The sequence below is a fragment of the Paraburkholderia sp. JHI2823 genome, from assembly GCF_038900695.1.
Lineage (GTDB): Bacteria > Pseudomonadota > Gammaproteobacteria > Burkholderiales > Burkholderiaceae > Paraburkholderia > Paraburkholderia mimosarum.
On sequence record NZ_JAYMRY010000038.1, the window covers coordinates 45,097 to 69,856 of the forward strand.

At 63.2% G+C, this 24,760-nt stretch carries 26 protein-coding genes and 1 pseudogene; 18 read left to right on the forward strand and 9 right to left on the reverse strand.

What is annotated here, in order from left to right:
• The first annotated feature begins 8 nt into the window (after nucleotides 1-8).
• From VSR34_RS29910 to VSR34_RS29950, 9 genes are all read left to right on the forward strand, one after another.
• On the forward strand, nucleotides 9-1,055 hold the full coding sequence (locus VSR34_RS29910) for a type IV secretion system protein (protein ID WP_342964281.1): 1,047 nt from the start codon (nucleotides 9-11) through the stop codon (nucleotides 1,053-1,055).
• A gap of 62 nt (nucleotides 1,056-1,117) precedes the next feature.
• Nucleotides 1,118-2,425, forward strand: a complete 1,308-nt coding sequence (locus tag VSR34_RS29915) for a TraI domain-containing protein (protein WP_342964282.1) — start codon at nucleotides 1,118-1,120, stop codon at nucleotides 2,423-2,425.
• Nucleotides 2,422-4,302, forward strand: a complete 1,881-nt coding sequence (traD, locus tag VSR34_RS29920; protein ID WP_342964283.1) for a conjugative transfer system coupling protein TraD — start codon at nucleotides 2,422-2,424, stop codon at nucleotides 4,300-4,302. Before VSR34_RS29915 ends, traD begins: the two co-directional genes overlap by 4 nt.
• A 10-nt stretch (nucleotides 4,303-4,312) precedes the next feature.
• The gene (locus tag VSR34_RS29925; protein ID WP_342964284.1) at nucleotides 4,313-4,834 is read left to right on the forward strand and encodes a hypothetical protein; all 522 of its coding nucleotides are present in this window, start codon (nucleotides 4,313-4,315) and stop codon (nucleotides 4,832-4,834) included.
• Complete coding sequence (locus tag VSR34_RS29930; RefSeq protein WP_342964285.1) at nucleotides 4,791-5,051, forward strand: hypothetical protein; 261 nt, start codon at nucleotides 4,791-4,793, stop codon at nucleotides 5,049-5,051. Before VSR34_RS29925 ends, VSR34_RS29930 begins: the two co-directional genes overlap by 44 nt.
• A complete protein-coding gene (locus VSR34_RS29935; protein WP_342964286.1) occupies nucleotides 5,044-5,646 on the forward strand; it encodes a DUF4400 domain-containing protein in 603 nt (200 codons plus the stop codon). Before VSR34_RS29930 ends, VSR34_RS29935 begins: the two co-directional genes overlap by 8 nt.
• A 233-nt stretch (nucleotides 5,647-5,879) precedes the next feature.
• Nucleotides 5,880-6,770 (forward strand): ATPase, encoded by an 891-nt coding sequence (locus tag VSR34_RS29940; protein ID WP_342964308.1) that lies wholly within the window; start codon nucleotides 5,880-5,882, stop codon nucleotides 6,768-6,770.
• 10 nt (nucleotides 6,771-6,780) lie between these two features.
• Nucleotides 6,781-8,493, forward strand: a complete 1,713-nt coding sequence (locus tag VSR34_RS29945; protein WP_342964287.1) for an ATP-dependent helicase — start codon at nucleotides 6,781-6,783, stop codon at nucleotides 8,491-8,493.
• Nucleotides 8,494-8,927: 434 nt separating this feature from the next.
• Nucleotides 8,928-9,314, forward strand: coding sequence for a hypothetical protein (locus tag VSR34_RS29950; protein WP_342964288.1), 387 nt, complete (start codon nucleotides 8,928-8,930; stop codon nucleotides 9,312-9,314).
• 511 nt (nucleotides 9,315-9,825) lie between these two features.
• Here VSR34_RS29950 and VSR34_RS29955 read toward each other — a convergent pair.
• From VSR34_RS29955 to VSR34_RS29985, 7 genes are all read right to left on the reverse strand, one after another.
• Complete coding sequence (locus VSR34_RS29955) at nucleotides 9,826-10,257, reverse strand: hypothetical protein (RefSeq protein ID WP_342964289.1); 432 nt, start codon at nucleotides 10,255-10,257, stop codon at nucleotides 9,826-9,828.
• A gap of 82 nt (nucleotides 10,258-10,339) precedes the next feature.
• Nucleotides 10,340-10,750, reverse strand: a complete 411-nt coding sequence (locus tag VSR34_RS29960) for a hypothetical protein (protein WP_342964290.1) — start codon at nucleotides 10,748-10,750, stop codon at nucleotides 10,340-10,342.
• 238 nt (nucleotides 10,751-10,988) lie between these two features.
• Nucleotides 10,989-11,267 carry a hypothetical protein gene (locus VSR34_RS29965; RefSeq protein WP_342964291.1) on the reverse strand — a complete coding sequence of 93 codons (279 nt, stop codon included), beginning with the start codon at nucleotides 11,265-11,267 and terminating at the stop codon, nucleotides 10,989-10,991.
• 109 nt (nucleotides 11,268-11,376) lie between these two features.
• A complete protein-coding gene (locus VSR34_RS29970) occupies nucleotides 11,377-11,880 on the reverse strand; it encodes a hypothetical protein (protein WP_342964292.1) in 504 nt (167 codons plus the stop codon).
• Nucleotides 11,881-11,907: 27 nt separating this feature from the next.
• Nucleotides 11,908-12,327, reverse strand: a complete 420-nt coding sequence (locus VSR34_RS29975) for a polymer-forming cytoskeletal protein (protein WP_342964293.1) — start codon at nucleotides 12,325-12,327, stop codon at nucleotides 11,908-11,910.
• 14 nt (nucleotides 12,328-12,341) lie between these two features.
• Nucleotides 12,342-13,157: a hypothetical protein gene (locus VSR34_RS29980; protein ID WP_342964294.1), complete on the reverse strand. Its 816-nt coding sequence runs from the start codon at nucleotides 13,155-13,157 to the stop codon at nucleotides 12,342-12,344.
• 82 nt (nucleotides 13,158-13,239) lie between these two features.
• Nucleotides 13,240-13,854 (reverse strand): DUF1845 domain-containing protein, encoded by a 615-nt coding sequence (locus tag VSR34_RS29985; RefSeq protein WP_342964295.1) that lies wholly within the window; start codon nucleotides 13,852-13,854, stop codon nucleotides 13,240-13,242.
• A gap of 646 nt (nucleotides 13,855-14,500) precedes the next feature.
• Here VSR34_RS29985 and VSR34_RS29990 point away from each other — a divergent pair.
• The 8 genes from VSR34_RS29990 to VSR34_RS30025 all read left to right on the forward strand — a co-directional run bounded on the left by VSR34_RS29990 (nucleotide 14,501) and on the right by VSR34_RS30025 (nucleotide 22,539).
• Entirely contained in the window at nucleotides 14,501-14,770 is a 270-nt protein-coding gene (locus VSR34_RS29990; protein WP_342964296.1) for a hypothetical protein, read from the forward strand.
• Entirely contained in the window at nucleotides 14,767-16,044 is a 1,278-nt protein-coding gene (locus tag VSR34_RS29995) for a hypothetical protein (protein WP_342964297.1), read from the forward strand. Before VSR34_RS29990 ends, VSR34_RS29995 begins: the two co-directional genes overlap by 4 nt.
• Before the next feature lie 162 nt (nucleotides 16,045-16,206).
• Complete coding sequence (locus VSR34_RS30000) at nucleotides 16,207-16,701, forward strand: NADAR family protein (RefSeq protein ID WP_342964298.1); 495 nt, start codon at nucleotides 16,207-16,209, stop codon at nucleotides 16,699-16,701.
• A 70-nt stretch (nucleotides 16,702-16,771) separates the two neighbouring features.
• Entirely contained in the window at nucleotides 16,772-18,136 is a 1,365-nt protein-coding gene (locus tag VSR34_RS30005) for a metallophosphatase family protein (protein ID WP_342964299.1), read from the forward strand.
• A gap of 236 nt (nucleotides 18,137-18,372) precedes the next feature.
• Complete coding sequence (locus tag VSR34_RS30010; protein WP_342964300.1) at nucleotides 18,373-18,921, forward strand: hypothetical protein; 549 nt, start codon at nucleotides 18,373-18,375, stop codon at nucleotides 18,919-18,921.
• The gene (locus VSR34_RS30015; protein WP_342964301.1) at nucleotides 18,909-21,230 is read left to right on the forward strand and encodes an SMC family ATPase; all 2,322 of its coding nucleotides are present in this window, start codon (nucleotides 18,909-18,911) and stop codon (nucleotides 21,228-21,230) included. Before VSR34_RS30010 ends, VSR34_RS30015 begins: the two co-directional genes overlap by 13 nt.
• 345 nt (nucleotides 21,231-21,575) lie before the next feature.
• A complete protein-coding gene (locus VSR34_RS30020) occupies nucleotides 21,576-22,127 on the forward strand; it encodes a phospholipase D-like domain-containing protein (RefSeq protein WP_342964302.1) in 552 nt (183 codons plus the stop codon).
• A gap of 97 nt (nucleotides 22,128-22,224) precedes the next feature.
• Complete coding sequence (locus tag VSR34_RS30025) at nucleotides 22,225-22,539, forward strand: GntR family transcriptional regulator (protein ID WP_342964303.1); 315 nt, start codon at nucleotides 22,225-22,227, stop codon at nucleotides 22,537-22,539.
• Nucleotides 22,540-22,698: 159 nt separating this feature from the next.
• On the opposite strand, the gene VSR34_RS30030 is transcribed toward VSR34_RS30025, so the two are convergent.
• On the reverse strand, nucleotides 22,699-22,992 hold the full coding sequence (locus VSR34_RS30030) for a hypothetical protein (RefSeq protein WP_342964304.1): 294 nt from the start codon (nucleotides 22,990-22,992) through the stop codon (nucleotides 22,699-22,701).
• A gap of 39 nt (nucleotides 22,993-23,031) precedes the next feature.
• A complete protein-coding gene (locus VSR34_RS30035) occupies nucleotides 23,032-23,166 on the reverse strand; it encodes a hypothetical protein (RefSeq protein ID WP_342964305.1) in 135 nt (44 codons plus the stop codon).
• Between the two features lie 309 nt (nucleotides 23,167-23,475).
• Here VSR34_RS30035 and VSR34_RS30040 point away from each other — a divergent pair.
• Nucleotides 23,476-24,277 (forward strand): annotated as a pseudogene (locus tag VSR34_RS30040) (IS110 family transposase); the annotation flags it as partial.
• Between the last annotated feature and the right edge of the window lie 483 nt (nucleotides 24,278-24,760).

The window sequence follows — 24,760 nt, forward strand, 5'->3', positions numbered from 1 at the left end:
GGTCGCGGATGAACGCAAGACGCAACTGGCTCGCTCTTCTGGCCTTCTGCCTGACGCTGTTTGTGTCGATGGGCGCGCGCGCCGACGACACACCCGCCGAGGGGCAGCAGATCACGCCACCCAGTGACACGACGGTCACCGTGACGTCGTCGGGTAAGGACACGTTCTCCTCGACGATCAAGAGCGGCGAGATCGCGCAGGGCAACGCGTCCGCCATCGCGAAAATGAACGCCCTGTTCAACGCGGTGATCCCGGCCGCGGTGTCGGCAAGCCAGAGTGTGAAACCGGAAGCCGACAAGTTCGCCGCGGGCCTTGGCGTCATCACCCTGGTGCTGGCCTGGGTGCGCTTTGCCGGTACGCGCGACCCCGTCAATGCGTGGGTGGTCGTGTTCGAGGAACTGGCGATGCTGGGGGTGTTTGCGTCGATCTATGTCGGCTACCAGACGTTCTCCGCCGGTTTCTTCGGATGGTTCCAGACACTCGCCGGAATGATCCAGTCGGGCGCCGGGACGGGCGTGGCGGCCTCGATCGGCGCGGCGGGCGGGGCCGCGTTCGAAGCAGTGGTGCAGGCGTACAAGGGTACCCACTGGTACGAATACATCGCACTGACGATTTCGCTGATTCCGCTCCTGATTGGCTACGGTGTGCTGATGCTCACCAGCATCATCTTTGCGTTCATGAATAATCTGGGATTGATCCAGGCAGCCGTGGGCATCGTCATGGGTCAGATTGCGATCGCGCTGGGATTCTCGTCCTTCACGCGCGGTTATTTCAAGACGTGGCTCGACTACATGATCAGCGCGGGCATGTACTGCGTCGTAAGCGCCATCCTTTCCCGACTGGTCACCGGTTCGCTGACGCAGGCTATCTCTGCAGCGACGTCGAAGGGGCTGTCCACGGCGCAAGGGGCAACGTACGTGATGGATCTGGCGTTTTTCGTCTTCCTCATTTCGTTCGAGATTCCGAAGTTCGCGGGCATGTTCGGCGGCGGCGCCAATGCCTCCGGCTCGATCATGAAGAAAGCGGCGAGCGTCGCGACCGGGGGCGTCCTGTGACAGCCAGCGCGTTGCATCAGCCGATGGAAGCTGCGGGGCTCGTCGCCCTGCACGAGCGTCGCGTGGCACTTATCCAGCAGGCCGCCAACGAGGCAAGCGAAGCGGAGTACCGTTTGCGCTGGGGCGATGTGCTCGCGCGCTGCGCGGCGTGGTTCTCGAGCCTGCCATGGTCGCCGGCGCTATACCGTGAGCCGGGCGGTGCATTTCGTTGCACGGTGGAAACCGCGTTCTACGCCATGCGTCTGGCCGGTGGTCAGAAGTTCGGCACGAACCTGCCCTCCGAACACCGGCGCCGCGTCGAGCCGCAGTACACCCACGCCGTCTTCCTCGCCGCGGTCTGCTCGGGCCTCGATGAACCGTACCGGCATTTCGCGGTGCTGCGAGAGCGCGATCGGGCCGAGTGGAATCCGGCCGCCCACGGGGCGCTCGGGCCGTGGCTCGCGGGCAGCGCCTACGCCGTGCAACGGCGCGCCGCGCCGCTGCCCGTCGAGCGCATGCGCACCGCGCTCTTCGCGCAGAACCTCATCGGCCATGACCTGCTCACGGGCTACGAGGCCGATGTGCTTTCGCAGCTTTTCGGGGCGATCAACCCGGTCCCGAACCCCCAGGGCGCCGAATCGCTCGTGCACAAGGTCGTGCGCCAGGCGGTGAGCGTGGCGGCCGACTTTGATCGCAAGGCGCAGCAGGGCGTGTACGAAGCGGTCCAGTATCCCGTGCCTGCGGCGATTCACGTTGCGGCCGCTGTTCAGCCGGTCGTTACGCCGGCCATGACACCGCCTGCCGCTCAACCGGTGGCGGCCCAGGCTCCGGGTCCGGCTGGATCGGCTTCGCCCGAGTCTCATATCGCCGCCAAACCTGCCGCGGTACCGTCAGCAGCCGTGCCCTCGATGGCATCGCCAGAGGCGGAGGCGGTGGCAGACGCACCCCCGTCCGCACCCCTGCCGTCATCTGATCCTGAGGGCGCGGAGCCCACAGCTGGCCCGAAGCACGATCCGCAACTCGGCCTGCCGTTTCAGGGGAACGCCGACCCCGCACCCGCGCCCATCGACCCGGCCGCGATGCGTCCGCGCGCACCACGCCAGGAGCGCTCGGGCGTGCCGGGGACCTTTGATCAGGTGCTCGAGGGTCAGCCGAACATGATTCGCGAGTTCTTCCGGGCGCTCGCCGAAGACGTTGCCGCCGGCAGGGCCAAGGTGGCGTGGACGGACAAAGGGCTGTCGGTGCCGAAACGACTCGTGGGCAGCTACGGCGTGGCAAGCGACACGCTCGTTGAACATCTGCGCAAGAAGGGCCTGCTCGTCGCGAACGTGCAGGCGGAAATCGTGCTCGCGCCGCGCGCGGGCGAACTCATCGTGGAGCGCCATGCATGAACGCCACGACCCCCTACATCAATCATTTCCGGCCGATCTACGAGGTCCGCGCCACGCTTTTCTGGTTCATTGCGCTCGCGTTCCTGCCGTTCTCAGGCATGCCGTACGGGTGGGCCTTCGCACTGGTGATTCTGGTACCGTTGCTCGTGCGCGGCTCCCAGGTGTGGAAGGCCCTGCGTTTTCGCCTTGCGATCTCGACCAAGTGGCTGACGACGCTGCCAGTGCCGCAGCTCATGGCCGTCCAGAAGAAGATGCGCGAGGACAGCAACTCGATGTACCTCGGCACCGGATTCGAGTGGACGCAGAAGCATTGCCAGATCGCCCACGACATCCTGCGCATGCCCACCACCGACATTCCCGGCCTGCCCAAGTGGCTTGGGAAGACTCGCCGCGGGCGCGAGATTGAGGCCGCCATCGAGCGACTGTTCGTTCCGGCCGACAGCATCCGCGACCGTGAGCCTCAGGGTGTGTCGTGGATCCACGGCATGGAGCCGGACAAGGTCCGTGTGCCGTTTCACTACAAGGCAATGAGCGCGCACACCGCAGTCGGCGGCACCACCGGCTCAGGCAAGACGCGGACCTACGAGGTCATCTCGACGCAGGTCATCCACTGCGGCGACGTGCTGATCGTGATCGACCCGAAGAACGACAAGGACTGGAAGGCGCGCGTGGAGCGCGAATGCGCGCGCATGGGGCGCAAGTTCCTGTATTTCAGCCAGGCCAAGCCGCTCGAATCGATCCGGCTCAACCCGCTGGAGAACTGGTCTCAGCCATCCGAAATTCCCGGGCGCATCGCGCAGCTGATGGAGGAGGGGCCGTTTCGCGACTTCGCTTTCCTCTTCATCGATCGCGCGGTCAAGGGCGAACTGTACATCGGCGACAAGCCGAACCTGCGCTCGATCCTCAAATACGCGCAGGCAGGCGTGGCCAAGCTGCTCGAACGCAGTCTCGAGCGGTTTTTCCGGGAGAAGGGACTCGACAACTGGGAAGAGCTGGTCGCGACGACGATCACGCAGATCGGGGGCAAGCCCGGCAGCACGTCCCGGGTCGACGCGATGGCGCTGCTCTACAACGAGCGGTACGCGCACGACGACCTCGGTCACGAGGCGATCGACGGGCTCATTGCGACCCACACGCACGACCGCGACCACTACACACGCGTCATCGCGTCCGTCATGCCGCTGCTTCAGATGCTCTCCACGGGAGAGACGGGTCTCTTGCTCGCGCCCAAGGTCGAGGACTTCGATGACGAGCGCGAAATCTGGGACATCGACCGCATCATCAAGCAGAAGGCCGTGCTCTACATGGGCTTCGACTCGCTGTCCAACAGCATCGTGCAGAAGGCGATCGCGTCGCTCGTGCTGGCCGACGTGGCCGCTGTATGCGGCGCGATCTACAACTTCTACAAGGAAACGCCCGACGTCGTGCTGATCATCGACGAGGTGGCCGAAGCCATTAACGAGCAGGTGATCCAGATCCTCAACAAGGGGCGCGGCGCGGGCTTCAAGGCGTTCGTCGCATTCCAGACCCGCTCGGACCTCGAAGCGAAACTCGGAAACGCTGCGAAGATGCTGCAGGTTTTGGGCAATCTCAATAACCAGGTCATCCTAAGATTGGAGGACAGCGACACGGCGCAGTGGTTCTCGGACAAGGTCGGGGAGACTGCCATACGCAATATCCAGGTGTCCGGTGGCACGAGTCGCGGCAGCGAAGGGCACATCGGCGAGTTCAACGGAACCATCACCCGGTCGCTGCAACTGGAGAAGGCGCCGCTCATTCCGGTGGCGCTGATCCAGCGATTACCGAACCTGCAGTACTTTCTGCGCATCTCAGGGGGCGCTGTGTATCAGGGCCGCATTCCAATCCTGCAAGGCTAAAAAAACAGGCATGACTTCCACCTTGTTCAAAAAAATCATTCGCGAACACAAGCTCTCGTCGCATCTGGTGCCGGTGTTCACGCTTGCACCCGAGCTCGAACTCGCCTGTTCGCGGCTTGCCGAATTCATCGGCGAGCGCTTCGTCGGCGAGTCAAAGCCGCTCATGTGCGAGATGCTGGAGGAGGGTATCGCGGGCTACAAGCGCGTGCGCAAGACGGGCGAACCGCATGTCGCGTTCATGCAGGGCCTGTTCCGCCGCTCGTATCTGCTCTATGCCAGGCGTTACGTGGTGACGGAGGGCGAGCGCGTGCACGTGTGGTGTCCGATGCTCGAACCGGTGACGGGCTTCGAGGCGCGATTTCCTGAGGGCGCCGCCGCCATGGTCCACGAGGCGTGTCCCGAGCGCATCACGCACAAGACGGCCGCATTCCAGCTTGCCGCGCGCGCGCTCACCGGTGAGGGATTCCGCCTTTACTTCGAGGACTACGATGTCGCTCACAGCTACCCTGATAGCGAAACTGTCGGGGCTTGATGCGGCCGACGCTGCGCGCGTGCTCTCGACGGTGCGCGCCCAGGACGATCTGGCCGCGCCTGCGCCGCGCGAATTTGCACGCGGACGAGCCGCCCGCGCGTATGGACTCGCGGTGGTGATCGTACGCAACCCCGTGCGGTTCTGGTTCGGGCTGGCAGGTCTCATCGCGTTCCCCGCCTACCTGCTCGTGTCCGTAGTGGAGTCGCTGAATGGCTAGCAGCCGCTTCGCACGTCACGTCAAATGGTGGTTTTTTGTTCTGCCGCTGCTGGCCGCCGTTGTGCTACCGGTCGTGCCGGACCGGGCACTCTTCGAGATCAGCGATCTCGAATCGCAGTCGGTCGTCGATACGCTGGGCGATGCGCGCGCAGGCGAGGCGGTTGACTCCACTAACGTGCTTTTCCGGCGCTGGTTTGTGGACTCGGGGGCCGTGCGCGCGACAATGAGTGCGCGCAGCCATGACGATCTGGACGCCGACGGCATGGGCGGTTTTGCGCGGGACTGGGCACGCCAGTTCTGGATGCTGGTGTACCGCGCGCTCTATCGCGCGCTGGTGATGCACGTCTGGCTCGCAGGAATTGTGGTGCTGGGCATGGCTGCCGCAATCGATGGGGCGGTTCGGCGCAAGATCCGGGCGGCCGCCGCCGGCATGGCGAGTCCGCTCTCCTTCCATCTGGCCATGCATGCGTTACTCATGCTGCTCGGCGGTGCCTTTGTCGTGCTGCTGCTGCCGGTACCGCTCATTGCGCAATGCTGGACGCTGCTGGCCGTCCTCCTGCCGTTGCTCATCTGGATCGTGAACTCTTCAGCCTGAAGCGTCGATCCGCTCCTTCATCCCTACCCCGGAAAGCTCACGATTTTTGTGAGCTTTCTGCCTTTTTACGTGCAGGCGCCTGCACGACACCGTGCGCTGCGTCTCTGCTGGACCCGCGTCGTCCTGAAAGCCCCCCGAATTGCCTGCGTTTCGCCCCTGTGCGCCGCTGGCGTCCCGCAACAATAGGTAGGTGCCGCGCGCTGGTGCGCGTGCAACTGATACGGGACCCAGACATGAGCACCATCAACGAAGATGTGACGATCGATCATGCGGCAGCCGCCACGGTGGCGGGCGCACCGGCAACCCGCCCGGCTGCGGCGGGCGAGGGCGAGGCAGCCAGTGCGGCCAACGGCGCGGATGCGCGCCAGCTGACTGACGGCGCAGACGATGCCGAACTGGAGAACGAACTCCAGCAGATGGAGAGCGACGCCGCGACGCTGCAGCGCGAAGGCATGATCAGCGAGACCGAAGCCAACGAGAAGCGCGAGCAGGTCGAGCGCACGCGCCGCTTCTTCCGTGACCTGCCCCCGGCTGAACGCAGGGCCATCGTGCTTCGCCGTCGCGAAATCGGCCGGCAGCTGCTCGACAAGCAACTTTCTGGCGCCGCCATTGTTCCCGCGCAGGTTCGCCTGAATCACACGCGGCTTCGCCCGCTTTTCGAGCAATGGTGGCCGTACCTGAACCGCATGAGCCTGAATATGCAGCGCTTTGGCCGTGCGACGTTCGGGGAGGAGGACAAGGAAACCGTCAACGCGTGGTTCGACAAGCAGCTCGACGCGCTCGAGGCCTACGTCGACGAGCAGTTCCAGGTGGCCGAGGCATTTCGTGAGCGCACCGAACGCGAGATGACGGCCCGAGGCGATATCGTGTTCAAGCCCACCGTCACCAAGCCTTCGCTTGATATCACGGTCGAAGCGTACTCGCGCTTCGCAATGCGACTGCTGTCGATCATCATGCGCTTTGACCGGGTGATGGATCACTTCGATTTTCTCGTCTGGAACAGCGCGCGTGACCAGTCAGACATCGACGAGGAAACCGGCCGCTTCCTGCGCAAGTTCCAGCCGGTCGGCGTGCGGGGTTACATGACCCACCTGCGCCTGATGACGGCCGTTCGCGGCCTTTGAGCGGCGCGTCATGCTCGACGGCCTGAACCCCCAGCAGCGCGAGGTCGCGCAGTCGCGCCAACACTGCCTGGCCGTCGCCTGCCCGGGCGCCGGCAAAACGAAGACGATCGCCACGAAGGCTGCGGCGCTGCTTCAGGAGCCGCATTCGTTGGTGGGCGCGGTCACGTTCAGCAAGGATGCCGCCGTCGAGCTACGCGAGCGCATTCTCAAGCTCGCGGGTGCCGCCGCGAAAACGCGGCTCATCGCGGGCACGTTCCACTCGCTCGGCTTCCGGCAGATCGGCCGCCAGGGCGGCAAGCGCCAGGACATCGCTTCCGACGGCGACCGCACGGGCCTGCTCATGCGCGCGCTGGCCGAGACGGGCCTGAACTGGAAGGTGGAAGAGGCCGTTCCGGTGATCGAGCAGCTCAAGACCGGCGTCACGCACGCCATCGAGGGCTCGCCCGAGGCGATTCTGTACGAGGCCTATCAGGAGGCGCTCGCGCGAAACGGCAAGATCGATTTCCAGGACATGCTGCGCCTGTCGATCGCGGGCATGGAGTCCGGTGACATCGAACCATACGCGTTCACCCATCTGCTCGTTGACGAGTTCCAGGATACCGACCCATTGCAATACCGCTGGGTCGAACTGCATGCGGCCGCAGGGGCGTGCGTGACGGTCGTCGGCGACGATGACCAGAGCATCTACGGCTTTCGGGCCGCAATGGGCTTTCGCGGCATGGAGGGGTTCGCTGCGAAATTCGAGGCGCAGCGCGTTGTCCTGGGTAGCAACTACCGGTGCCGCGCCGAAATCCTCACAGTCGCCGACCGGCTGATCCAGCACAACACCGACCGCATCCCCAAGGTTCTCCACGCCGAGAAGGGCGCGGGCGGTATCGTGCTCGCGCGCCGGTTCAACGACGAATACGAGGACGCGGCGGCAGCCGTCGAGGCATTCCAGCCAAAACTCGGTTCGGGTCAGTCGTGCGCCATTCTCTCCCGTACGAACCGCGTACTGGACGCCATTGAGGCCGTATGCCGCTCGTACGGCGTGAAGTATTACCGCGCGTCGGGGCGTTCTGTACTCGACCAGCCGGAGGGTGCGCTGATGTGCAACCTCCTGCAGATCGTGCAGCGCGTGAAGCTCAACGGGCTCGATGCCGTGCTCGGGTATGCGGGGATGAGCACGCGCGACCTGATGGCGCTGCACAACGCGATGGGCGCGACACTCGCGCAGAAACAGAAGAAGGATCTGGTCGCGCTCGGCCTCACCGAGGATACCGCCACGGCCTATCGCGGCTTCATGAAGCGTCTGGCCGAATGGCAGGCGCTGTGTGAGCGCCAGTTTTACTCGCTCGCGCTCGCGGGTGTACGCGAGTGGATGATGACATACGTGCGAAAAGAGGCTGCTGAGCGCGCGATCGTTGCGACGTATGACGTCATTTCGCGGCTCAATGGCTCGTTCAGCGAACGGATCGAGTTCCTCAAGCGCACCAACAACGAGCCTGCACCGGATGCGCTGGTCCTGACCACCATGCACAGTTCGAAGGGCCTGGAGTGGGACCACGTGTGGATCACGCGCGCCGAGGAAAACGTTGTGCCGGACCAGAAAAGCCCCGAATCCGAAGAGCGGCGCCTCTTTTACGTGGCCATGACGCGCGCCCGTGAGACGCTGACCATCTCGTCGGTGCGGAAGAATCCGCCGACGCGCTTCATCCATGAGTCACAGCTGCCGGAAGCCTGACGGCTTCGTCCACGTTGCATGCCCTGAGTCACCATGATGGCCGCAAAAAAATCCCCGCTGGGGAGCGGGGAGGCGGGGAGAGAGACGCAGCCGTTCGTTGCGAACGGCACGAGACGAAGTTTACGCACGTCCTCGCATCGCGTGAACCGGGCCGCAGGAAACTCACTGTTTCCGTGCGGGCAATTGCGAGCCATCTTCAGCGCCGGAGGTCCGCAATCATTTCTTCCCGCGCCGTCGTCGATGTGCCTTAAACAACGCGGCCCAATCTGGTCGACAGAACCCGAGCCGTTCCCACCGGCCACCATCTCCCGGACTGTTCGGCGCGTGTCGACCCGGAGCGGTCCATCGTTTTTCTCGGTAGCGGCCATTCGTTGTTGGGTTTGGGCGTTGGTATGATTCTGATTTGATTGAGAAGAAGCGAGAATGAACAGCGAATGAGACTCGACATCGAGGGCAAAGCGGCCATCAGCGCGCCCACCCACACACAGATCGCTCGTGCGCTCAAGTCACTGCGAAGCTACGGCAAGTCGTCTTATGCGTCATTGACTGACGATGCAGGAAACTACGTGCAGGTTGCTGGCGGAGGTGCGAGCTGTATGATCGAGCGCTTCGAATTCGGGAGACAACGATGGAGAGGGTTCCACGATAAGCCCTCGCCTGTACGCCCGGATGGCACGATCCTGATCTTTCGAGCGGGCAACGTCCCGATGCGCTCCGATGAATGGTTCATGGCTGACCAGGTCGTCGAAGTATTTCTGGCCTTCCTCAGCGGTACACCGTATCCGCCATTTATTCATTGGCGCTTAGCGCCGGGCTTTTGACCCTGAGACGCAAGTCGGGAGACACCTTCGACGGAGTTTCGCATTTCGAATTGTTGACTATTCGAACCTCCGGTGTTGCTGAACGGACAGGCCGGCTCCTGTCCCACGGTTCGTGAAGTTGAATTACCTCGGATCGTGTTCCGGCAACCAGCCCTCCTCGATCCGCTTTTTCAGCATCGTGCTAGCTCAGGGCGGCTCAAGTTACCGGCAAGCACTGAAAGCAGAGCAGCGTGGAATTCGTTATTGAAACTGGAAATATGTTGAAGCTGTTTTTGCTTCCCAATTCGAAGCGAGCCATTCGAGGTTTTCCCGCAATCGGTCCGTCAACTGGAGTGACATTCTGCATTCTCTGCGAAGTGAGCCAGCCTCCCGGCGACTCAGCGGTGGGTGCGTCCTTCGGATTGTGAACAATGTACCCGGCGGTGTCGAGTGTCCGGAACTGGCCGATCGTGACCACTACGGGCAGTCGTCGGCCTGCGGCGGACGTGACCTAACCAAAGTCAACTCGACATCAATCCTCGTCCTCGACCCAGAGACACCCTGACCGCAAGGCACCGATTACGATGACTCCCACATCGAACGTTGCGGCGGTAACTGGACAGCAGTTGTTGGTGAAGTACCGAGCTTGAGCGCCGAACTGTTCAAAAAACGTTCCCGTCAATTGTTCGGCCTGAGCCGCGGTCATTATCTCGACGCTGTATGCTTGGTCGCGATGCAGCACCTCGGCAACAAAAGAATGAGCCGTGCCCTCATCGATTTCGCGATAACAGGCGTCGTCATCGCGCAACTCGAACGCTTTCGCTACAGTTGCGGGAGTTGGCGCCGAATACGGTAAAACGCCGCAGCGCACTTCGCCGCAATCACGCAAGCGCTTGATGTCTTCGTTGATTCCCACGACAGTCCTCTTCGGTTCAAGGAAATTGTCGACGATCTGTGTCCGCATGTCGACTGACCGGTTCTGGCCGCACGCCGACCAACAATGCCGTACCGGCGGCCGGCGACGTGTCGACGGCGCACGACAATCCTTAGCCTCGAGACTCTCCGATGACTTGGTCGCGATATTTCCGCCACTTCTCCAGCCCGGTGGCAGGGTGCTCGGATTGGTCGAGCAAGCTACTGTCTGAAAGGTCTATGGCCTGGCAGGAAAGGCGCTCGCAGAGCTGAAGGATTCCACCAATGATCTCTGTGCTCGCCCGTACGTGAAGAGCTAGGCTTCGCACCGAATCGTCCTTTCCGAGGTTGAACTCAATCGAGCCGAACTCGCCGTCGTAGATGCCCCAGCCGGGATCATTCCAGTTTGTGCCTGGAAAAACATCTGATACAGCGATTTGCACTTCGGAACGAGACCCTAGCGAATGTGGCTGCTCGTCGCCGGGAATCTCCTCGATTCGGCGATAACATCGGGTGAATTTGTACAGCGAAACGTCCCAGCTCATGTTGGATGCTCCGGTGAGACTATCGGCGGCGGACGGGGCAATTGTCGGCGATTCACGCCCTCATGTCGAACGGCCGCTTCTGGCCGGTCCCGGCCTTTCGAGGCCATAGACCATCCCGGCCCGGTTGCCTCGCGCTGCACACGTTTGGTCTGGCCAAAAAAAATCCGCCCGAAGGCGGAGACAGATGGGACGCGTGAAGGAAAGAGACGCTGGATCGTCCCCTGGCCGTATTACGACTTCATGAAAGAGGATTCCCATAGAGCCGCTCCGATGCTTCGTGAAGCTCGTCGGTGATCGGCCAACCCATAGCCTCCGCAACCGACAGCGGATCGTGAAAGTGGGCCTCGCCCCTCGCAACGTCGTCGCGAATCGATTGCAGATAAGCCGCGTCTTCCTCTTGCAGCGATGGCAAGCCTTTGGCGCGTCGGATCGCGTTGAACGACTCGATCGCAGCGCCCAGCTCCGCGCCTTTGAGCGCCACCTCGAGCGCCGCCTCGTGCCCGATCAGGGCGGCCATTTCGGCATCATAGAATTTGTTCATAGTCCATTTAACGGTTACGTTTCATGCCACCCGGGCGGCTCCGGCGACCTGGGCGAACGGCCGCTGATTCCCAGCCACCGGGTCTTCACCCCGCAACCAGTTTGAGCACCAGCTTGTAGTGCGGATCGCCCAGCGGCACTTCAATCGTGCTGCCGGCATGCATGTGAACGTTGATGTCCGGGGCCTCGAGACCGGTCGTATTCACAACCTCGCTCACACAGTCCCCGGTCCCGGTTTTCGTCCTGCCGGTCGAAACCGTATCGATCGCCGTCACGTCAAGATCGAAGGATTCCCCGTCCTCCTTCGTCGCATTGATCTGTAGCATGCGGCCGACCCACTTCTGGCGCGAAACGAGGCGCACCCCGTTGGGCAGTTTCGTGCACTCGAGATAGCCGATGCTGTCGCCGGATGAGCTCAGGAACGGCTGGGTCTTGCCGAGAGCGTCCCGGATGATCGACGTCTCACTGGCAACCAGCACCCCGTCGTGGGTCCACGTGGCGTCCAGCGTGTAGGTGCGTGCCGTCGGCCTGGCGTGCGCCGCCGTGCTGAGTGCGAGGCTGGTGGCAAGAGCTGCGAGGGACTTCTTCATTGATTGCTCCGTTGGTGGTTGAATCCGTTATGCGGCGGCGGTCGCGGGCCGCTGCAATGACTGGACGTTCGGCGTCTCGGCGATCGCCGCCGGTTCGCTCTCGATCGCGAGTTCGCGCGAGACGCGCTTAAGTTGGCCGTCGATCGAGGCCCGCTCGCCCAGCCGGATCGTGCCGCAATAAAAGATGTTGCCCTTCACGCGTCCGTTGATTTCCAGTGAGCCGCGTGCATGGACGTCGCCCTCGACCGTGCCGTCGACGCGAACGTGCTCGCCTTCGATCTGGCCTTTCACGAGGCCGCCGACGCCGATATGCAGCAACCCGTCGTTGGTGATCACGTTGCCGTCCACGATGCCGAACAGGCTCAAGCCATGATCGAGAATGAGGTTGCCCTCGATGGCGGAGCCGGCGGCGAGCAGTGTGACGTTAAGGATGGCTTGTGGCTTCATGGTGGTCGCCTGCTTCAGAAGAGTTGAACGTCGCCGTTGCGCGGCGCGGGCGCTGCGGCGGACTTTTGCGCATCGGCTGCGGGCGGCATGTCCCTGGGTGTCACCGGATGGAGGTGCACCAGATGACGCACGGGCCTGTGCGCCTCGGGCTGGGACGCCGGCGCTTGCGACGCGGCGCTCGCGTGCGCTGTCGGCTCGACCGAAGCCGCCTGGGGCGTGCTGGCTGCGACGGTGGCAACGGGGGCGACGGGTGCCACGTTCGCGACGGCCGCCGCGGACGCGCCCGTAATTGCGCGTTGCCGGATCGGCGACACGATCGCCTTCTGCTCATCGGTCGTCGCAGCGGGTTGGGTAGCCGCGGTGCCGAGTGCGCGCGGGCTACCGTGGTCCTGGATCAGCGCTGACGGATCGACGGCGGCAAGGCCGGGTGTGCCCCGCGGACTGGTTTCGAGCGCCTGAGAGTTGAGGGGCTGCGCCGTAGCGGACGGCGTGGACGCGGAAAGGGAAGCGTCGGACTGTGGGGAGGCGGGCGTTGCCGCGAGGACCGGCGGCGTGTTGATGGCGCGGCTGTGGTGCGTCGGCCACAGCCGGGCAGCGCCCATACCGAGTGCCGCGCAGACGACAGTGCCGCCGATGACCGTGAGCGAGACACGTCCAATCTGCCAGCGCGCATTCCACGCACGGCGCAGCCCGGTCGGTCGGCTCGTGGGCGCGTGCGACAACAGCAGCGGCGCGGGCATGGCGCGTATCTGGTTCTCAAGGTCGATCACGACTGGCTCGCGGGCATAGCGCGCATGCAGCGCCTGAATCTCGCGAAGATCGATTTGCATGGGCTTTCTCCTTCAGGATGTACGGTCGAGAGTAGCCGTCCGGCGACAAAGTCAAGCCGGGCAGTTTCAGCGAGGGGGACGCTCAGTGTTCGCGGCGCGAGCCGTCAGGCTCGTACTCTTCGTTATCGGGGATGCAGAGCTGCACGATGCGGCTAAGCTTCTTTTCGGCATTCGCGAGCATGGCCGTGCATCGTTCGTCGCTCAGCACCTGGCCCGCGCGCGCGGAGAACGCGCGCTCAAAGAGGCGCTCGTACTGCGTGAGGCATCGCACAAGCTGCCCGGCGAGCGGGCGCTTGACCTCCAGTTCGATCGTCTCGAAGGGGCGGGGCAGGGTGCGTGCGCCCAGCTGCTCGATCCAGTCGTTGGCCTTCCTGAACCATTCGCCCGTCTCGCGCATGGCCTGGTCGAGCGCGCGCAGCTTGCCATCGCGTGCGACCGAAATCTTCGTGGCGCAGAAGTTGTAGTCCGAGCGGATGAAGGTGCGCACGAACAGCGAGCTGTAGCGCAGAAGCGTTGTCTGCGCCGCGTCGGGAATGATCTTCGCGTAGCGTGTGTCGCTGGTCAGCCGCTCGATGGGCTTGAGGCCCGTGGCTGACGCAACGAGTGTGAGCGCGGCGGGGGCATCGGGCACCCCGCCTTGCGCCACGTTGCCGGATCGTGCATCCGGCTGCGGCGCGGTTTCTGGAACGGCGGCCATAGAGGTTTTTCGGGTTTGGTCTCTCTCGCCTGACATTCTCTTACCGTTTCCTCAGACGTTTGCGGGCAAAAGCTACCCCAAATCGGCCACCATTTCGCCGCAACATACGCGGAATTTTGGCGATACTGACTCTACTTCCTGCGTCTTCTGACGCATCGACCTCGACTCCGTAGCCCGGAGTCCGTCCTCTGCCTCAAGTCGTGCCCCTGGGCATGCTCCGACCGGTTGGCTACCGTTGTGGAATCTTCTTGTGCTGGGCAGCTCGCCACCTGCTCCCCCTTCCGTCAGTCGTAATACTCGTCGCCGGCCGCATGTGTTTGCGCCGCGGCATCGTTCGAACCCGGAGATTTCGGGTGTCTCTCTCAAGACCCTTCCGGGTAGAGCGATCGAAGTGGACTGGCCCGTGATCCTGCGGCGAAAACACGGTTTTCGGAAATGGGCTGTCTGCGCGACGTGATCATGTCGCGCCGGGAACGACCTGACGTTCCCCGCTGAGAGCCTCACGGCTCCCTGTGCGCCACGTCCCCGAAAGGGACGTGGCGCGCGGGTCATCTTCACCAGAATCCACCAACGCGTTCCTCATGACCGGGGAGCGCGTTTTTTTTCGTCCTGCGTTTTTTCATTCCCTGTCCCGGAGGCGCTTCCAATGCTTCTTCCCAACGCTATTGACCAGCGCATCGCCGAAACGATCAGCAGCACGATCGAGGGCGAGCGCAAACATGCCGACACCGCATCGCCCGCCTGGCGCGAGCGCTGTGAGGTCGCAAAGATCGCGATGCTCGCCGACAGCGAGCGCCGCGTTGTCCTTTCCCATATCGCCAGCCGTCGCGGAGAGACGGCAGCATCGAACCTGGCGCAGTCAGCCGGCGAGATGCGCACTTCGGCGATCTTCTTTCTTGCAAGGAAACCATCATGAACGCTGTCGTTGCGCTCGGCGCTGCGCCTGTTCGCAGCATCGTCGAGGAGCGTCTACCGCGCGCTCCTGTCATCGGCCGGATCCGTCCGGGCATCAAGGTCCTGACGTCTGCCGCGAGGCAAAACGAGCAGGCCGTGAAGTTGTACGAGCAACTGGTTGCCGCCGGTGAATCGTTCGAAAAGGTGGGCGAGGAGATCGAGCGGCGCTGCCGGTTGAAGAATGCGCTTGCACCACGCAACGTGCCTCACTTCACGTGCCGCCGTTCGGATTTCACCAATCCGGATGTCGCCGACGAGATCCTGCGTCTCTATGGCGAGGATCGGGGCGACGGCGTAAAGCTCTACCGCTTTCCCGTCACGTTCGCCTTCAACGACTGGATGGCGAACATCCCGAACGAGATGGCAACGTGGGGCACCAACGGGCGCAAGTTCTTTTCCGAGTACGGAGCAGACGGCACGCGCTTTTGCAAGCTGTACGCCAAGCCCGAGCGTGACCCACGTGCGCAGCGCTCGCCACGTAACTTCGGGCCACGCGCTGCCGTGCTCCGGCACGACGATGCGATTCCCGATGGCGTGTGCAATCCGCAGCAGTGCCCGCAGTATCAGGCGCGGCAATGCAACCTCTCGGCGCGTTTCATCTTCGCAGTGCCAGAGATCAAGGGACTCGGACTCATCGAGCTTCCGACCAACTCGATCTACGTGCTGCAGAAGGCGTACTCGGCGATGCAGACCGTCGCGCTCGCGCGCGGGCGGCTAACCGGCACGCGGTTCTGGATCTCGAAACGCGAGTTCGAGATCACGCGCATCAACGAGCAGGGCGAGGCAGTTCGCCAGGCGCAGATGCTCACGGTGCTCGATGCCGATATCGACATCAGTGCTTTGCTCGACGGCGCCGAAGATCATGCCCCGGCTCTTGCCGCCGCAACGCAGGCCGCTCAGCTGCTCGAAGGAGCGGGCGAGACCTCCACGGCGACGGTGTATCCCCTCCGGGCGACCGGGGCGGAGCACGCCACTGACGTAACGGGCGGTGAGACCGAGCCGGAAACGCTTGCGGACAAGCGCGATCGCATGGCCGATCTGCTGGCGCGCCTCGGGCTGAACGCGGAGAACCGGCAAACCGATTTCCGCATCTTCGCGCAGACCAGATTCGGTCGGGGGTGGTCGCAACGGTTAGACGACGTTGACAGCATGAACGTCCGTCTGGCTGCTGCGCTCGATGATCCTGACGCACTGCACCGGGAAATCGAAGCTGTTGTGGGTGGTGCTTTCGATTGATTCTCACCGGCCCCTTACGGGGTCGGCGTCCCTTCTTTTCCAGACCGCGACGCGAGAGTGTTTCAGCAAGCAGGCTTGCCCAAACGCTTTCGACCGCGCAATAGCGCATCGAAAAACGCCCGCCTCGTGCGGCCATCCATTCCTCGCTATAGGAGTCGTCCGGTGCAAAGGATCGGCAAACACACCATGTTTTTTGGCGCGGACGACGCGCTCAGCAACTGGCATCGCTGCCGGTTTGTCTATCGCGGCCATGCGTTCTCGTCAGTCGAGCAGTTCATGATGTTCTCGAAGGCAAAGCTTTTCGGCGACGAGCAGTCGGCCGCCGCGATCCTCGCAACGCACGACCCTCGCAAGCAGAAGGCGATTGGCCGTAAGGTCGCCGGCTTTGAATCCGCGATTTGGGAATCGAAGCGCGAGTCGATCGTCTTCGTCGGCTGCCGCGAGAAGTTCTCGCAGAACGCTCGCCTGAAGGCCGTGCTGCTCTCAACAGACCCGACTGAACTCGTGGAGGCAAGTCCCTGGGACTGCATCTGGGGCGTCGGACTGAAAGCGGACGACCCTGAAATAGGCAATCCGCTGAAGTGGCGCGGACTGAACCTGCTCGGCAAGACGCTCACGCACGTTCGCGGCGTCCTCGATCCTCGCTCCCATTTCTAGCGCCGCTTCACCCGGCATCGTTCATTGAGGCTGCCCGCGGGTGGCCATTTTTCGTTTACGGAGGTGCATCTTGAAGATCGCACAGTTTTCTGACCTGCATTACTCGCCCGAACGCCTGGACGAGGCCGACCGCTGTTTCGGCTTCGCCGTGGACGACGCGATCACGCGCGGCGCACGCGTCGCCGTGGTTTCAGGTGACTCGACCGATCACCGGCTCGATGCCCACTCGCCTGCGCTTTCCGCGCTTGCACGGCAGATCCATCGTCTGGCGGCCGCCATGCCGGTGATCATGCTGCAGGGCACGTTCTCGCATGAGCCGCCCGGGACGCTCGATATCTTCGGGCTCATGGGATCGACGAATGAGGTCTTCGTCGCCAGTCGCATCCAGCAGGTTGCTCTGGTCGACGGGCGCTTTCATGCATCGACCGGGCCCCTCTTCAACGAGGACGAACTGGCCGCGCTGGTCGCGATGCAACCGGAAGCCGTGTTTACCTGCCTGCCGACCGTCAACAAGGGGCAATTCGCAGCGAGTGTTGGCGCACTCGCCGCGGCGACGGACCTGGGCGATGTGCTGGCGACGTATCTCGCAGCGTCAGGGCGCATCAACGTCCGATTACGTGAGGCAGGCATTGCGACCGTGGGCATTTCACACGGCACAGTCGTCGGCTGCGAAACGGAGCACGGTGTCACGATGGCGGGATTCGATCACGAGTTCTCGCTCTCGGCGCTGTTCGACGCGCAGTGCTCGGCCTTCATGCTCGGGCATATCCATAAATCGCAGTCATGGGAGCAGGGCGGCCGCCGCATTGCCTATCCGGGTTCAATCGGCCGCTTTCATTACGGCGAGCAGGGCGAGAAGGGTTACCTGCTATGGGAAGTGGATACCGATTCGGCTTCGGCTGATCTGGTGCCCACGCCGTCGCGTCGCATGGTCTGCATCGACTTCGACGGCCCGCCCGACATGGAGAAGCTCGCGCAACTGGCCGCCGGGACGTCCGACGCCTTCGTGCGCGTTCGCTGGCAGATCGATGAGGAGCACCGGCAGTCGGTAGACCGTGCCGCCATCGAGGCGATGTTTGCAAACTCGGCTGGCCTGAAGGTCGAGCCCCGGATTCTCCCGGTCGTGCGCAGTCGCGCACAGGGCATCAGCCTGGAGACGTCCGTCGACGCGAAGCTCGGTCGCTGGTGCGAGCTGGCCAACGTCACTCCGTCACCGGTGCTCGAGCGCCTGCAGCTGCTCGAAACGGGCGACGCGGGCGCGATCGCGGAAGCGGTACTCGCACGCCTCGATGAGACGCCGTCCGTTGCGCCACTCTCGCTTGTCGTGAATCAGGCGCAGGCTGTCGAGGCGGCCGACGCCACACCCGTTGTGCAGGCAACTCATGCGCACGCGGACGGCTCGGCCTGGCTTGACGGCGATCTCTTTGCGGCGTGATTTTCGCGGCTTGATTGATGCCGCCACAAACGCGGGCGGGGCCAGTACGGCTCGCCCGCGCGTGGACACTGCCGTGTCCCGACAGTGCGTTCCCGATGAGCGCACTGCCGGAACAAGGTTCACCCGCGCCCATGGCGCATCGAGCGCAGCACCCGCTGCATCCATTTTCTTGTTGACCCTGACGGGGAGCGATCCCCAGCAGGGGCGCACTCCGTCCATCACCCTGGAGTGTGCCCATGTTTGGTCTTTACCCCGCCGGTCCCGAATGGGTCCGTCATTTCACTACCGCGACGCCCGCGCGCGAGATCCAGCAGCTTCTCGTGAAGCATGCTGGATTCACGGCCGGTCTGTTCCATCAACCCTATGGTCCCGCTCGCGGCGCCGTCATTGCAGTCCGCCACGGCTTCGTCGTGATGGTTCAGGACGTCGACGCTACGGAGATTGAGTTCGTCGTGGCGCCTGACGTCGAAATGACGAACCTGCTGTGGTCGCACAGTAATGGCTATGCGAGCCAGTGGTCACCCCGCGAACTGAAGGCGCTCACGGCGTGTGACAGCTGGGAGCAGTTGCTGACGATGGCAGGCACGCGGTTTCGTGCCGCGTGCACGGCACTCGAACGCGCCATTGACGGCACGATTGAGCCTCCGGCCCCTGTCCCGGTGAAAGCAGCGGTCCCCGATCCGGTGATTGCCGCCTCGCTGCCGGATGACGATGACGTGCCCTGGCTGCCGTCCGACTATCTGCACGAGGTACCGCTGGTGGAGGGACTGCCATGCGACCGCTGATCCTGACTCTCGAGGGCTTCATGGGCGTTCGCGACGGGATGAAACGCGAAAGCGTCACGCTCGATCTCGAATCGCTGCCCAGTGGACTCATCGCGCTCACCGGGCCGAACGGCGCAGGCAAGTCCACGCTGATGGACAACCTGCATCCGTACCGCATCATGCCATCGCGCGCGGCGAAGCTCTCCGTGGATGCCTTCTCGTACTGGGACCATCTGTGTGGCGCCCAGGCGCAGAAGATCCTGGAGTGGGAGCATGCCAACGTGCGCTACCGCTCGACCTTCGCGTTTCGCAAGCCGGGCAAGACAGGCAAGGCGGAGTATTTCCTCGCGTGGCGCGACAGGGCCGGCCTCTGGCAGCCGTTCTCGGCGCCTGACGGCACGAAATCGGACGGCAAGGCGGAGACGTATGACCGCTGTGTCGAGTCGGTATGCGGTTCGCTCGAATCGTTCTTTACGAGCGTTTTCTCGGCGCAGAACCGGCGGCCGCTTGCCTCATACAACACGGGCGAGATCAAGTCGCTGCTGGCCGAACTGCTGCATATCGACCATTTGCGTGCGCTGTCGGCGAAGGCTGGGGAAGTCGCGAAGGTGTTGTCCGGGAAACTGGACGGCATCCAGCGCGAGCTCGCCGCGCTTGCCCAGAAACGCGATGCCCTCGCGATGACTGAGCAGGCCATCGTGTCCGACGCAGAGTCGATCGCCGCAGCACGGCGCGAGCGCGAGGGCCTTCTGGCCACTGCGCAGACGCTTGGGCAGCAGCGCGCGACGCTCGCAGCGAAGCAGGCCGAGTCGGCAACGGCGGAGGCTCGCCTGCGTGAACTGGCGAAAATGCGGGCTGAGGTGCAGACGTCACTCGATGCCGTCGTCGCGGATGCGGGTGAGTTGACCCGTCGTCTTAACGAGCGCAACACGGCTCTGTTAAGGACCAGCGTTTCGCACGAGGCAACGCTGGCCCAGCGCACGCAAATCGAAGGCGCGCAGGCGCAGTGTGATCAGGCGAGGCTCGCGATCGGCAGGGAAGAGGCGCGCATTCAGGCGCTTCAGACCGAAGTCGCGGCGCTTGAGCCGAAGCACACGGCCCTGACCGAAGCAAACGCGGCCCTGACGAGCCTCCAGTCGCGAGGCCGGACCAAGGCCGAGTTGCTTCAGACGCTTGAGCAGCAGGCTGCGGTTGTCGGCCAGGTGCCGTGCGCGGGTCGCGCCATGCATTCGACGTGTCCCCTGCTTGCCCAGGCCCGCTCTGCGTCGCAGCAGGCGGGCGAGCAGCGTATCGCCGTGAACGATCTTCGCGAGCAGTACCGCGCGAAGAAGGCGTTTGCCGAGGGGCTTGCCCCAGTCGTTGCGCAGCTCACGCAGAAACGCGAGGAGCTTCGTTCGGCGACGGATACGCTCGCTACCGCTCGCCGGACGTTGCAGGAGGCCACCGAGCTTGCAGCCCGCAAGCCGCTGCTCGAAGCCGCGGCAACGGCGCTGTCACAGGTGAAGGCGGAGCTTGCCGAAATCGGTGCGCAGTCGGCACAGGTCGCTCAACGCCGGGAGGCGGAAACGACGCGCCTGCAGGGTCAGCTCCGCGACATCGAGAGCGAAGTCGCGCGTCTCGCGGCGCAGGACGTCACGGCGGCAATCGCTGAACTCGACAGGCGGTTGCTGGCGAACCGGGAGGCCACGGCGGCGCTCGATGCACGCATCGAAGCCCTGATCCGTCAGCACGCGACGCGCGAAACACAGCGCGACGCGATGAGGACGGAACTGGCGTCCTTCGATGCGACACGGGCCCAGGCCGAACGTCTCTCGGACGAGATCGCGCAGTGGAAGCTGCTCACGCGGGGCCTTGGTAACGATGGGCTCATCGCGCTGACGATCGACGATGCGGGCCCCGCACTCACGCAGACGGTCAATGACCTGCTGCTGGCTTGCTACGGACCGCGCTTCACGGTGGAAATCCGGACGCAGCGCGAGCTTGCGAACGGTGATCTGCGTGAAGGCTTCGAGATCCTGGTCCATGACGCCAACAACGACAGCACCAAGGCAGTGTCGGTGATGTCGGGCGGGCAGAAGGTCTGGATCAATGAATGCCTGACACGCGGCATCGCGCTGTATCTCGCACGCAATGCAGGTGAGCCCTACGAGACGTTGTTCAGCGACGAATCGGACGGCCCGCTCGATCCTGAGCGAAAGGTGCAGTTCATGAAGATGAAGCGCGAGGTTCTCCGTCAGGGGGGCTATGCGCGCGAATTCTTTATCTCGCAGACGCCCGATCTCGTACTCGAGGCCGATGCCGTCATCGACGTGGAAGCACTGGCGGCGTGACTTTCTTTTAACCCTTGCGGGGAGCCTCTCCGCAAGGGGCTCCTCATCTTTCTCTGTGGAGCCTTCCATGATGAACTTTTTGATGCTGCTCATTGCGGCAGCGGGCACCTCGTCCCTGGGCGCATGCACACCGGCAACGGTGCGGCCGCAGGCTACCCGTCCGACGATCGTCGTGCACGCCCCCCCCGGGGCGAACAGGGCGACTTCCGCATCTGCATCTGTGAGGACGGGCGCGTGCTGGTGTTTCCGGAGAAGCATCCCAAGTCCTGCTGAACGTACTTTTCATCTCTTCGCCAACGGCCCCGCTCGACAGGAGAGGGGCTTTGGCCGTATAGGAACCCCGTTATGAACAAACAGATTGTCATCGCAGCCGCGGCAGCAGCACTCGTTTCGGCCGCCGTTCTCATGGTCGTGCCGGCGCATGCTGCGACCGTCGAATCCGCGTTTTCTCCCGATGGCGGTGCGGAGCAGCTGGTGCTGCATACGATCGGTGAGGCGCGAAAGAGCATTCGCGTGATGGCGTACTCGTTTACGTCGCGCACCGTTGTGGCCTCGCTCATCGCCGCGCATCGGCGCGGGGTGGATGTCGCCGTAACGGTCGATTACCGGAACAACATCGAGGAGGACCGGAGCGGCCGCGCCCGCGCGGCGCTTGGCGCACTTGTGTACGCCGGAATTCCGGTGCGCACGATCAGCGTGTTCGATCTTCAGCACAGCAAGTACGTGCTCGTTGATGACGCAACGATCGAGACCGGTTCCTTTAATTACAGCCAGCAGGCGGCGCGCTTCAACTCGGAAAACGTCGTGGTCATTCATGACGCACCGGCAGTCGTCGCCGCGTTCGCAGCAAACTGGCGCGACGTGACGGCGAAAGGCGTGCCGTACAACGCGCCCTGATTCCGCGTTCTTCTCTTTCTTTTATCTCCTGGCGGGGCAGTGTTCTCCCGACCGGGGATCACCTGCATCGCCGCTCTCGCAGTAGGATGCATGCGCCATGCGTACGACACAATCGACCTCCAGCGTTTCTCCACCGACCCCGCGTGCTACTGCCACTACGACGTGGTTGCCTGACTTCGCGCGCATCCGCGGAAAAGTCCCTCTCGCGATTGCCGACCAGATCGAGCAGGCCATTCAGGCGGGTCTACTACGGCCCGGCGACACACTGCCTGCGCAGCGAACCGTCGCCGATGTGCTCGGGTTCCATCTGAATACAATTAACGCCGGGTTTCGCGAAGCTGCGCGTCGGGGGCTCATCCTGAGCCGCACACGACGCGGTTCTGTGGTCTCGGCTCTTGCCCGGTCTGTCTGAGCTGTCTGAGCTGTCTGTGCTGACTGGCCCGCTATCCCTGGGCCAAGCAGCGAGCCGGTTGCTACCTGCAGTGTGAGACCATGCCGAAGAAAAGCCCGCAACGTCCCTCCGGGAGTGCGGGCTTTCTGTTTTTCCAGTCCGAAGGTTGCGCTTTATTGCTCAGGCGAGGGCTGCTGCAACTTCCGGCGACAATGGATCGGCGCTTGCGTGAAGCGTGCCTACGCGCGCACTCCCGGCGACGAGGCTGCGCGAGTCGATATTGACCAGTTCGACCGTTTTGCCTCCGCGTGCGCGTTCGGGCGAGGTCGTGCAACGATTGCCGCGCTCGATGTAGTCGTGAATGTCGGGCGACATGCCGTACTCAAAATCGCCCGACGCGTCACTGGCGACGAGACGCAGCGCGCTCAACGGCAGCGACCGCAGATCGTTTTCCAGCACCCGGTTGAGGACCACGTCGCGAACCGCCGCCGACGCAACGGGGCTGGCGTACTCCTAGTCCGTCTGGCGCAGGTGCAGGATTGCGAGCCAAGGTTCCCGTGCCGTGGAGACAATGCGGTATTCCATGGCGCTCGGTCTGCCCGATTCGTCTGGATAGACGATCGGCATGAAGGTACTTCGGTATGGCATGTGAGGCTCCTTTACTCTGGTTTTGCCGCCCGGCAATGGCGGTGTTTCCAGGTTACGGAGCCAAATCAGGAGTCAAGTCGTCTTGTCAGCGCTAAGCGAGGTCACGCTTCGTGTACCGGGGGCAGCAGCCGACCCGTTTCAGTCATCCATGGCACGGCACCTTGACGACCGTTCTCGTTAAGAATGGAATGAACGTCCCCCACCCGCCAGTGGGATGACACAGGTAGCGAATCCGCACAGGCCGACGGTGCCAGAGATACCCAATTGGGAGAAGATGACACCTTCCCGCGGCAAACAGGAGGAACCGAGATGGGCTATACAACGGTCGGCGTAGATATCGCGAAGAATGTGATGCAGATGCACTGGGTTCGAGTCTGAAACCGGTGAAGTCATCAATAGTTCGATCAAACGGGCCGCGTTCCTCGAACACTTTGCGAACCGCGCGCCGTGTTTGATCGGGATGGAGGCATGCGGCGGTTCACAGCACTGGGCGCGGCGGCTGATTGAAATGGGACACAAGGTGAAGTTGGTGCCGGCTAAGTTCGCCAAGGCTTTCAATATCGGAAACAAGAATGATGCGGCGGACGCGCGTGCCATCTGGATGGCCATCCAGATGCCCAGCAAGAGCGTCGCGGTAAAGACCGAAGCGCAGCAGGCGGTACTGGCGCTGCACCGGATTCGGCGACAGAAACTCAAGTCTCGCACTATGCAGGTCAACAGCCTGCGCGGCCTGTTGACAGAATATGGTGAAGTGATGGGCAAGAGCCGCGCCGCGCTGGACAAGGCGGTTCCGCATGTGCTGGCCAGGCTTGCCGACCGGCTGCCGGCGATGCTGATTGAATCCCTGCGCGAGCAATGGAACGATCTCGAGAACCTGGACCGGCAGATCGCCGACATCGAACGCCGTTTGCTGAACTGGATGAAAGAGAACAATGCCTGCAAGGCGATTGCAGAGATTCCCGGGGTTGGTCTGCTGACAGCAACCGCAGCGGTCGCGACGATGGGAGATGCAAAGTCGTTCAGATCAGGGCGCGAGTTCGCGGCGTGGCTCGGGCTCGTTCCCGCCCAAACGGGCACTGGCGGAAAGGTGCAGTTGTTGGGGTGTGCCAAGAACGCGAACGTCAGTGCATCGACGTTTGCGGTGCTTTACTGGAGATGAAGGTAGGCCCTTCGGAGTCGGCTTGCAGGAGCGGGCTCCAAACCACCACGAGCTGCGAGGGTAAAGAGCCCTCGTGGTGAGCGTCGATGGAAAAGGCGGAGAGAACTCTGTCAGGTAGGGATCAAGGAGATGAACGCAAGTGAACCGCCGACGACGTGTCGATAAACCTACGATGATGTCAAAACCGAAGAGCCCAACAGCTTCGGGACGAGATTGGACGATGCCTGTTGACGGTCCAGTCGGCATCCGGCATATAGGCGGCATGACTTTGATTCAGGCTTCAGTAAGGAACTTGGGAACCTGTCGTCCCGATGCGAAGGGAGAAATCCAAGCGGAAGGCCTCCGCAAGGATGAGAGTACCGATGCGGGGCACAGGGGCGGAGACGTCCGCAGTAGGGGTGAAGGTCCTGTAATGGGACTGGACCGAAGGGGCGT

Coding starts and splice junctions, on each gene's coding strand:
- VSR34_RS29925 (WP_342964284.1), top strand. CDS start 4,313: ATGACTTCCACCTTGTTCAAAAAAATCATTCGCGAACACAAGCTCTCG.
- VSR34_RS29965 (WP_342964291.1), bottom strand. CDS start 11,267: ATGGCCGCCCTGATCGGGCACGAGGCGGCGCTCGAGGTGGCGCTCAAA.
- VSR34_RS30025 (WP_342964303.1), top strand. CDS start 22,225: ATGCGTACGACACAATCGACCTCCAGCGTTTCTCCACCGACCCCGCGT.
- traD (WP_342964283.1), top strand. CDS start 2,422: ATGAACGCCACGACCCCCTACATCAATCATTTCCGGCCGATCTACGAG.
- VSR34_RS29990 (WP_342964296.1), top strand. CDS start 14,501: ATGCTTCTTCCCAACGCTATTGACCAGCGCATCGCCGAAACGATCAGC.
- VSR34_RS29975 (WP_342964293.1), bottom strand. CDS start 12,327: ATGAAGCCACAAGCCATCCTTAACGTCACACTGCTCGCCGCCGGCTCC.
- VSR34_RS29910 (WP_342964281.1), top strand. CDS start 9: ATGAACGCAAGACGCAACTGGCTCGCTCTTCTGGCCTTCTGCCTGACG.
- VSR34_RS30010 (WP_342964300.1), top strand. CDS start 18,373: ATGTTTGGTCTTTACCCCGCCGGTCCCGAATGGGTCCGTCATTTCACT.
- VSR34_RS29930 (WP_342964285.1), top strand. CDS start 4,791: ATGTCGCTCACAGCTACCCTGATAGCGAAACTGTCGGGGCTTGATGCG.
- VSR34_RS30020 (WP_342964302.1), top strand. CDS start 21,576: ATGAACAAACAGATTGTCATCGCAGCCGCGGCAGCAGCACTCGTTTCG.
- VSR34_RS30015 (WP_342964301.1), top strand. CDS start 18,909: ATGCGACCGCTGATCCTGACTCTCGAGGGCTTCATGGGCGTTCGCGAC.
- VSR34_RS29985 (WP_342964295.1), bottom strand. CDS start 13,854: ATGGCCGCCGTTCCAGAAACCGCGCCGCAGCCGGATGCACGATCCGGC.
- VSR34_RS29995 (WP_342964297.1), top strand. CDS start 14,767: ATGAACGCTGTCGTTGCGCTCGGCGCTGCGCCTGTTCGCAGCATCGTC.
- VSR34_RS29960 (WP_342964290.1), bottom strand. CDS start 10,750: ATGAGCTGGGACGTTTCGCTGTACAAATTCACCCGATGTTATCGCCGA.
- VSR34_RS29950 (WP_342964288.1), top strand. CDS start 8,928: ATGAGACTCGACATCGAGGGCAAAGCGGCCATCAGCGCGCCCACCCAC.
- VSR34_RS29955 (WP_342964289.1), bottom strand. CDS start 10,257: ATGCGGACACAGATCGTCGACAATTTCCTTGAACCGAAGAGGACTGTC.
- VSR34_RS29945 (WP_342964287.1), top strand. CDS start 6,781: ATGCTCGACGGCCTGAACCCCCAGCAGCGCGAGGTCGCGCAGTCGCGC.
- VSR34_RS29935 (WP_342964286.1), top strand. CDS start 5,044: ATGGCTAGCAGCCGCTTCGCACGTCACGTCAAATGGTGGTTTTTTGTT.
- VSR34_RS29980 (WP_342964294.1), bottom strand. CDS start 13,157: ATGCAAATCGATCTTCGCGAGATTCAGGCGCTGCATGCGCGCTATGCC.
- VSR34_RS29940 (WP_342964308.1), top strand. CDS start 5,880: ATGAGCACCATCAACGAAGATGTGACGATCGATCATGCGGCAGCCGCC.
- VSR34_RS29970 (WP_342964292.1), bottom strand. CDS start 11,880: ATGAAGAAGTCCCTCGCAGCTCTTGCCACCAGCCTCGCACTCAGCACG.
- VSR34_RS30035 (WP_342964305.1), bottom strand. CDS start 23,166: ATGCCATACCGAAGTACCTTCATGCCGATCGTCTATCCAGACGAATCG.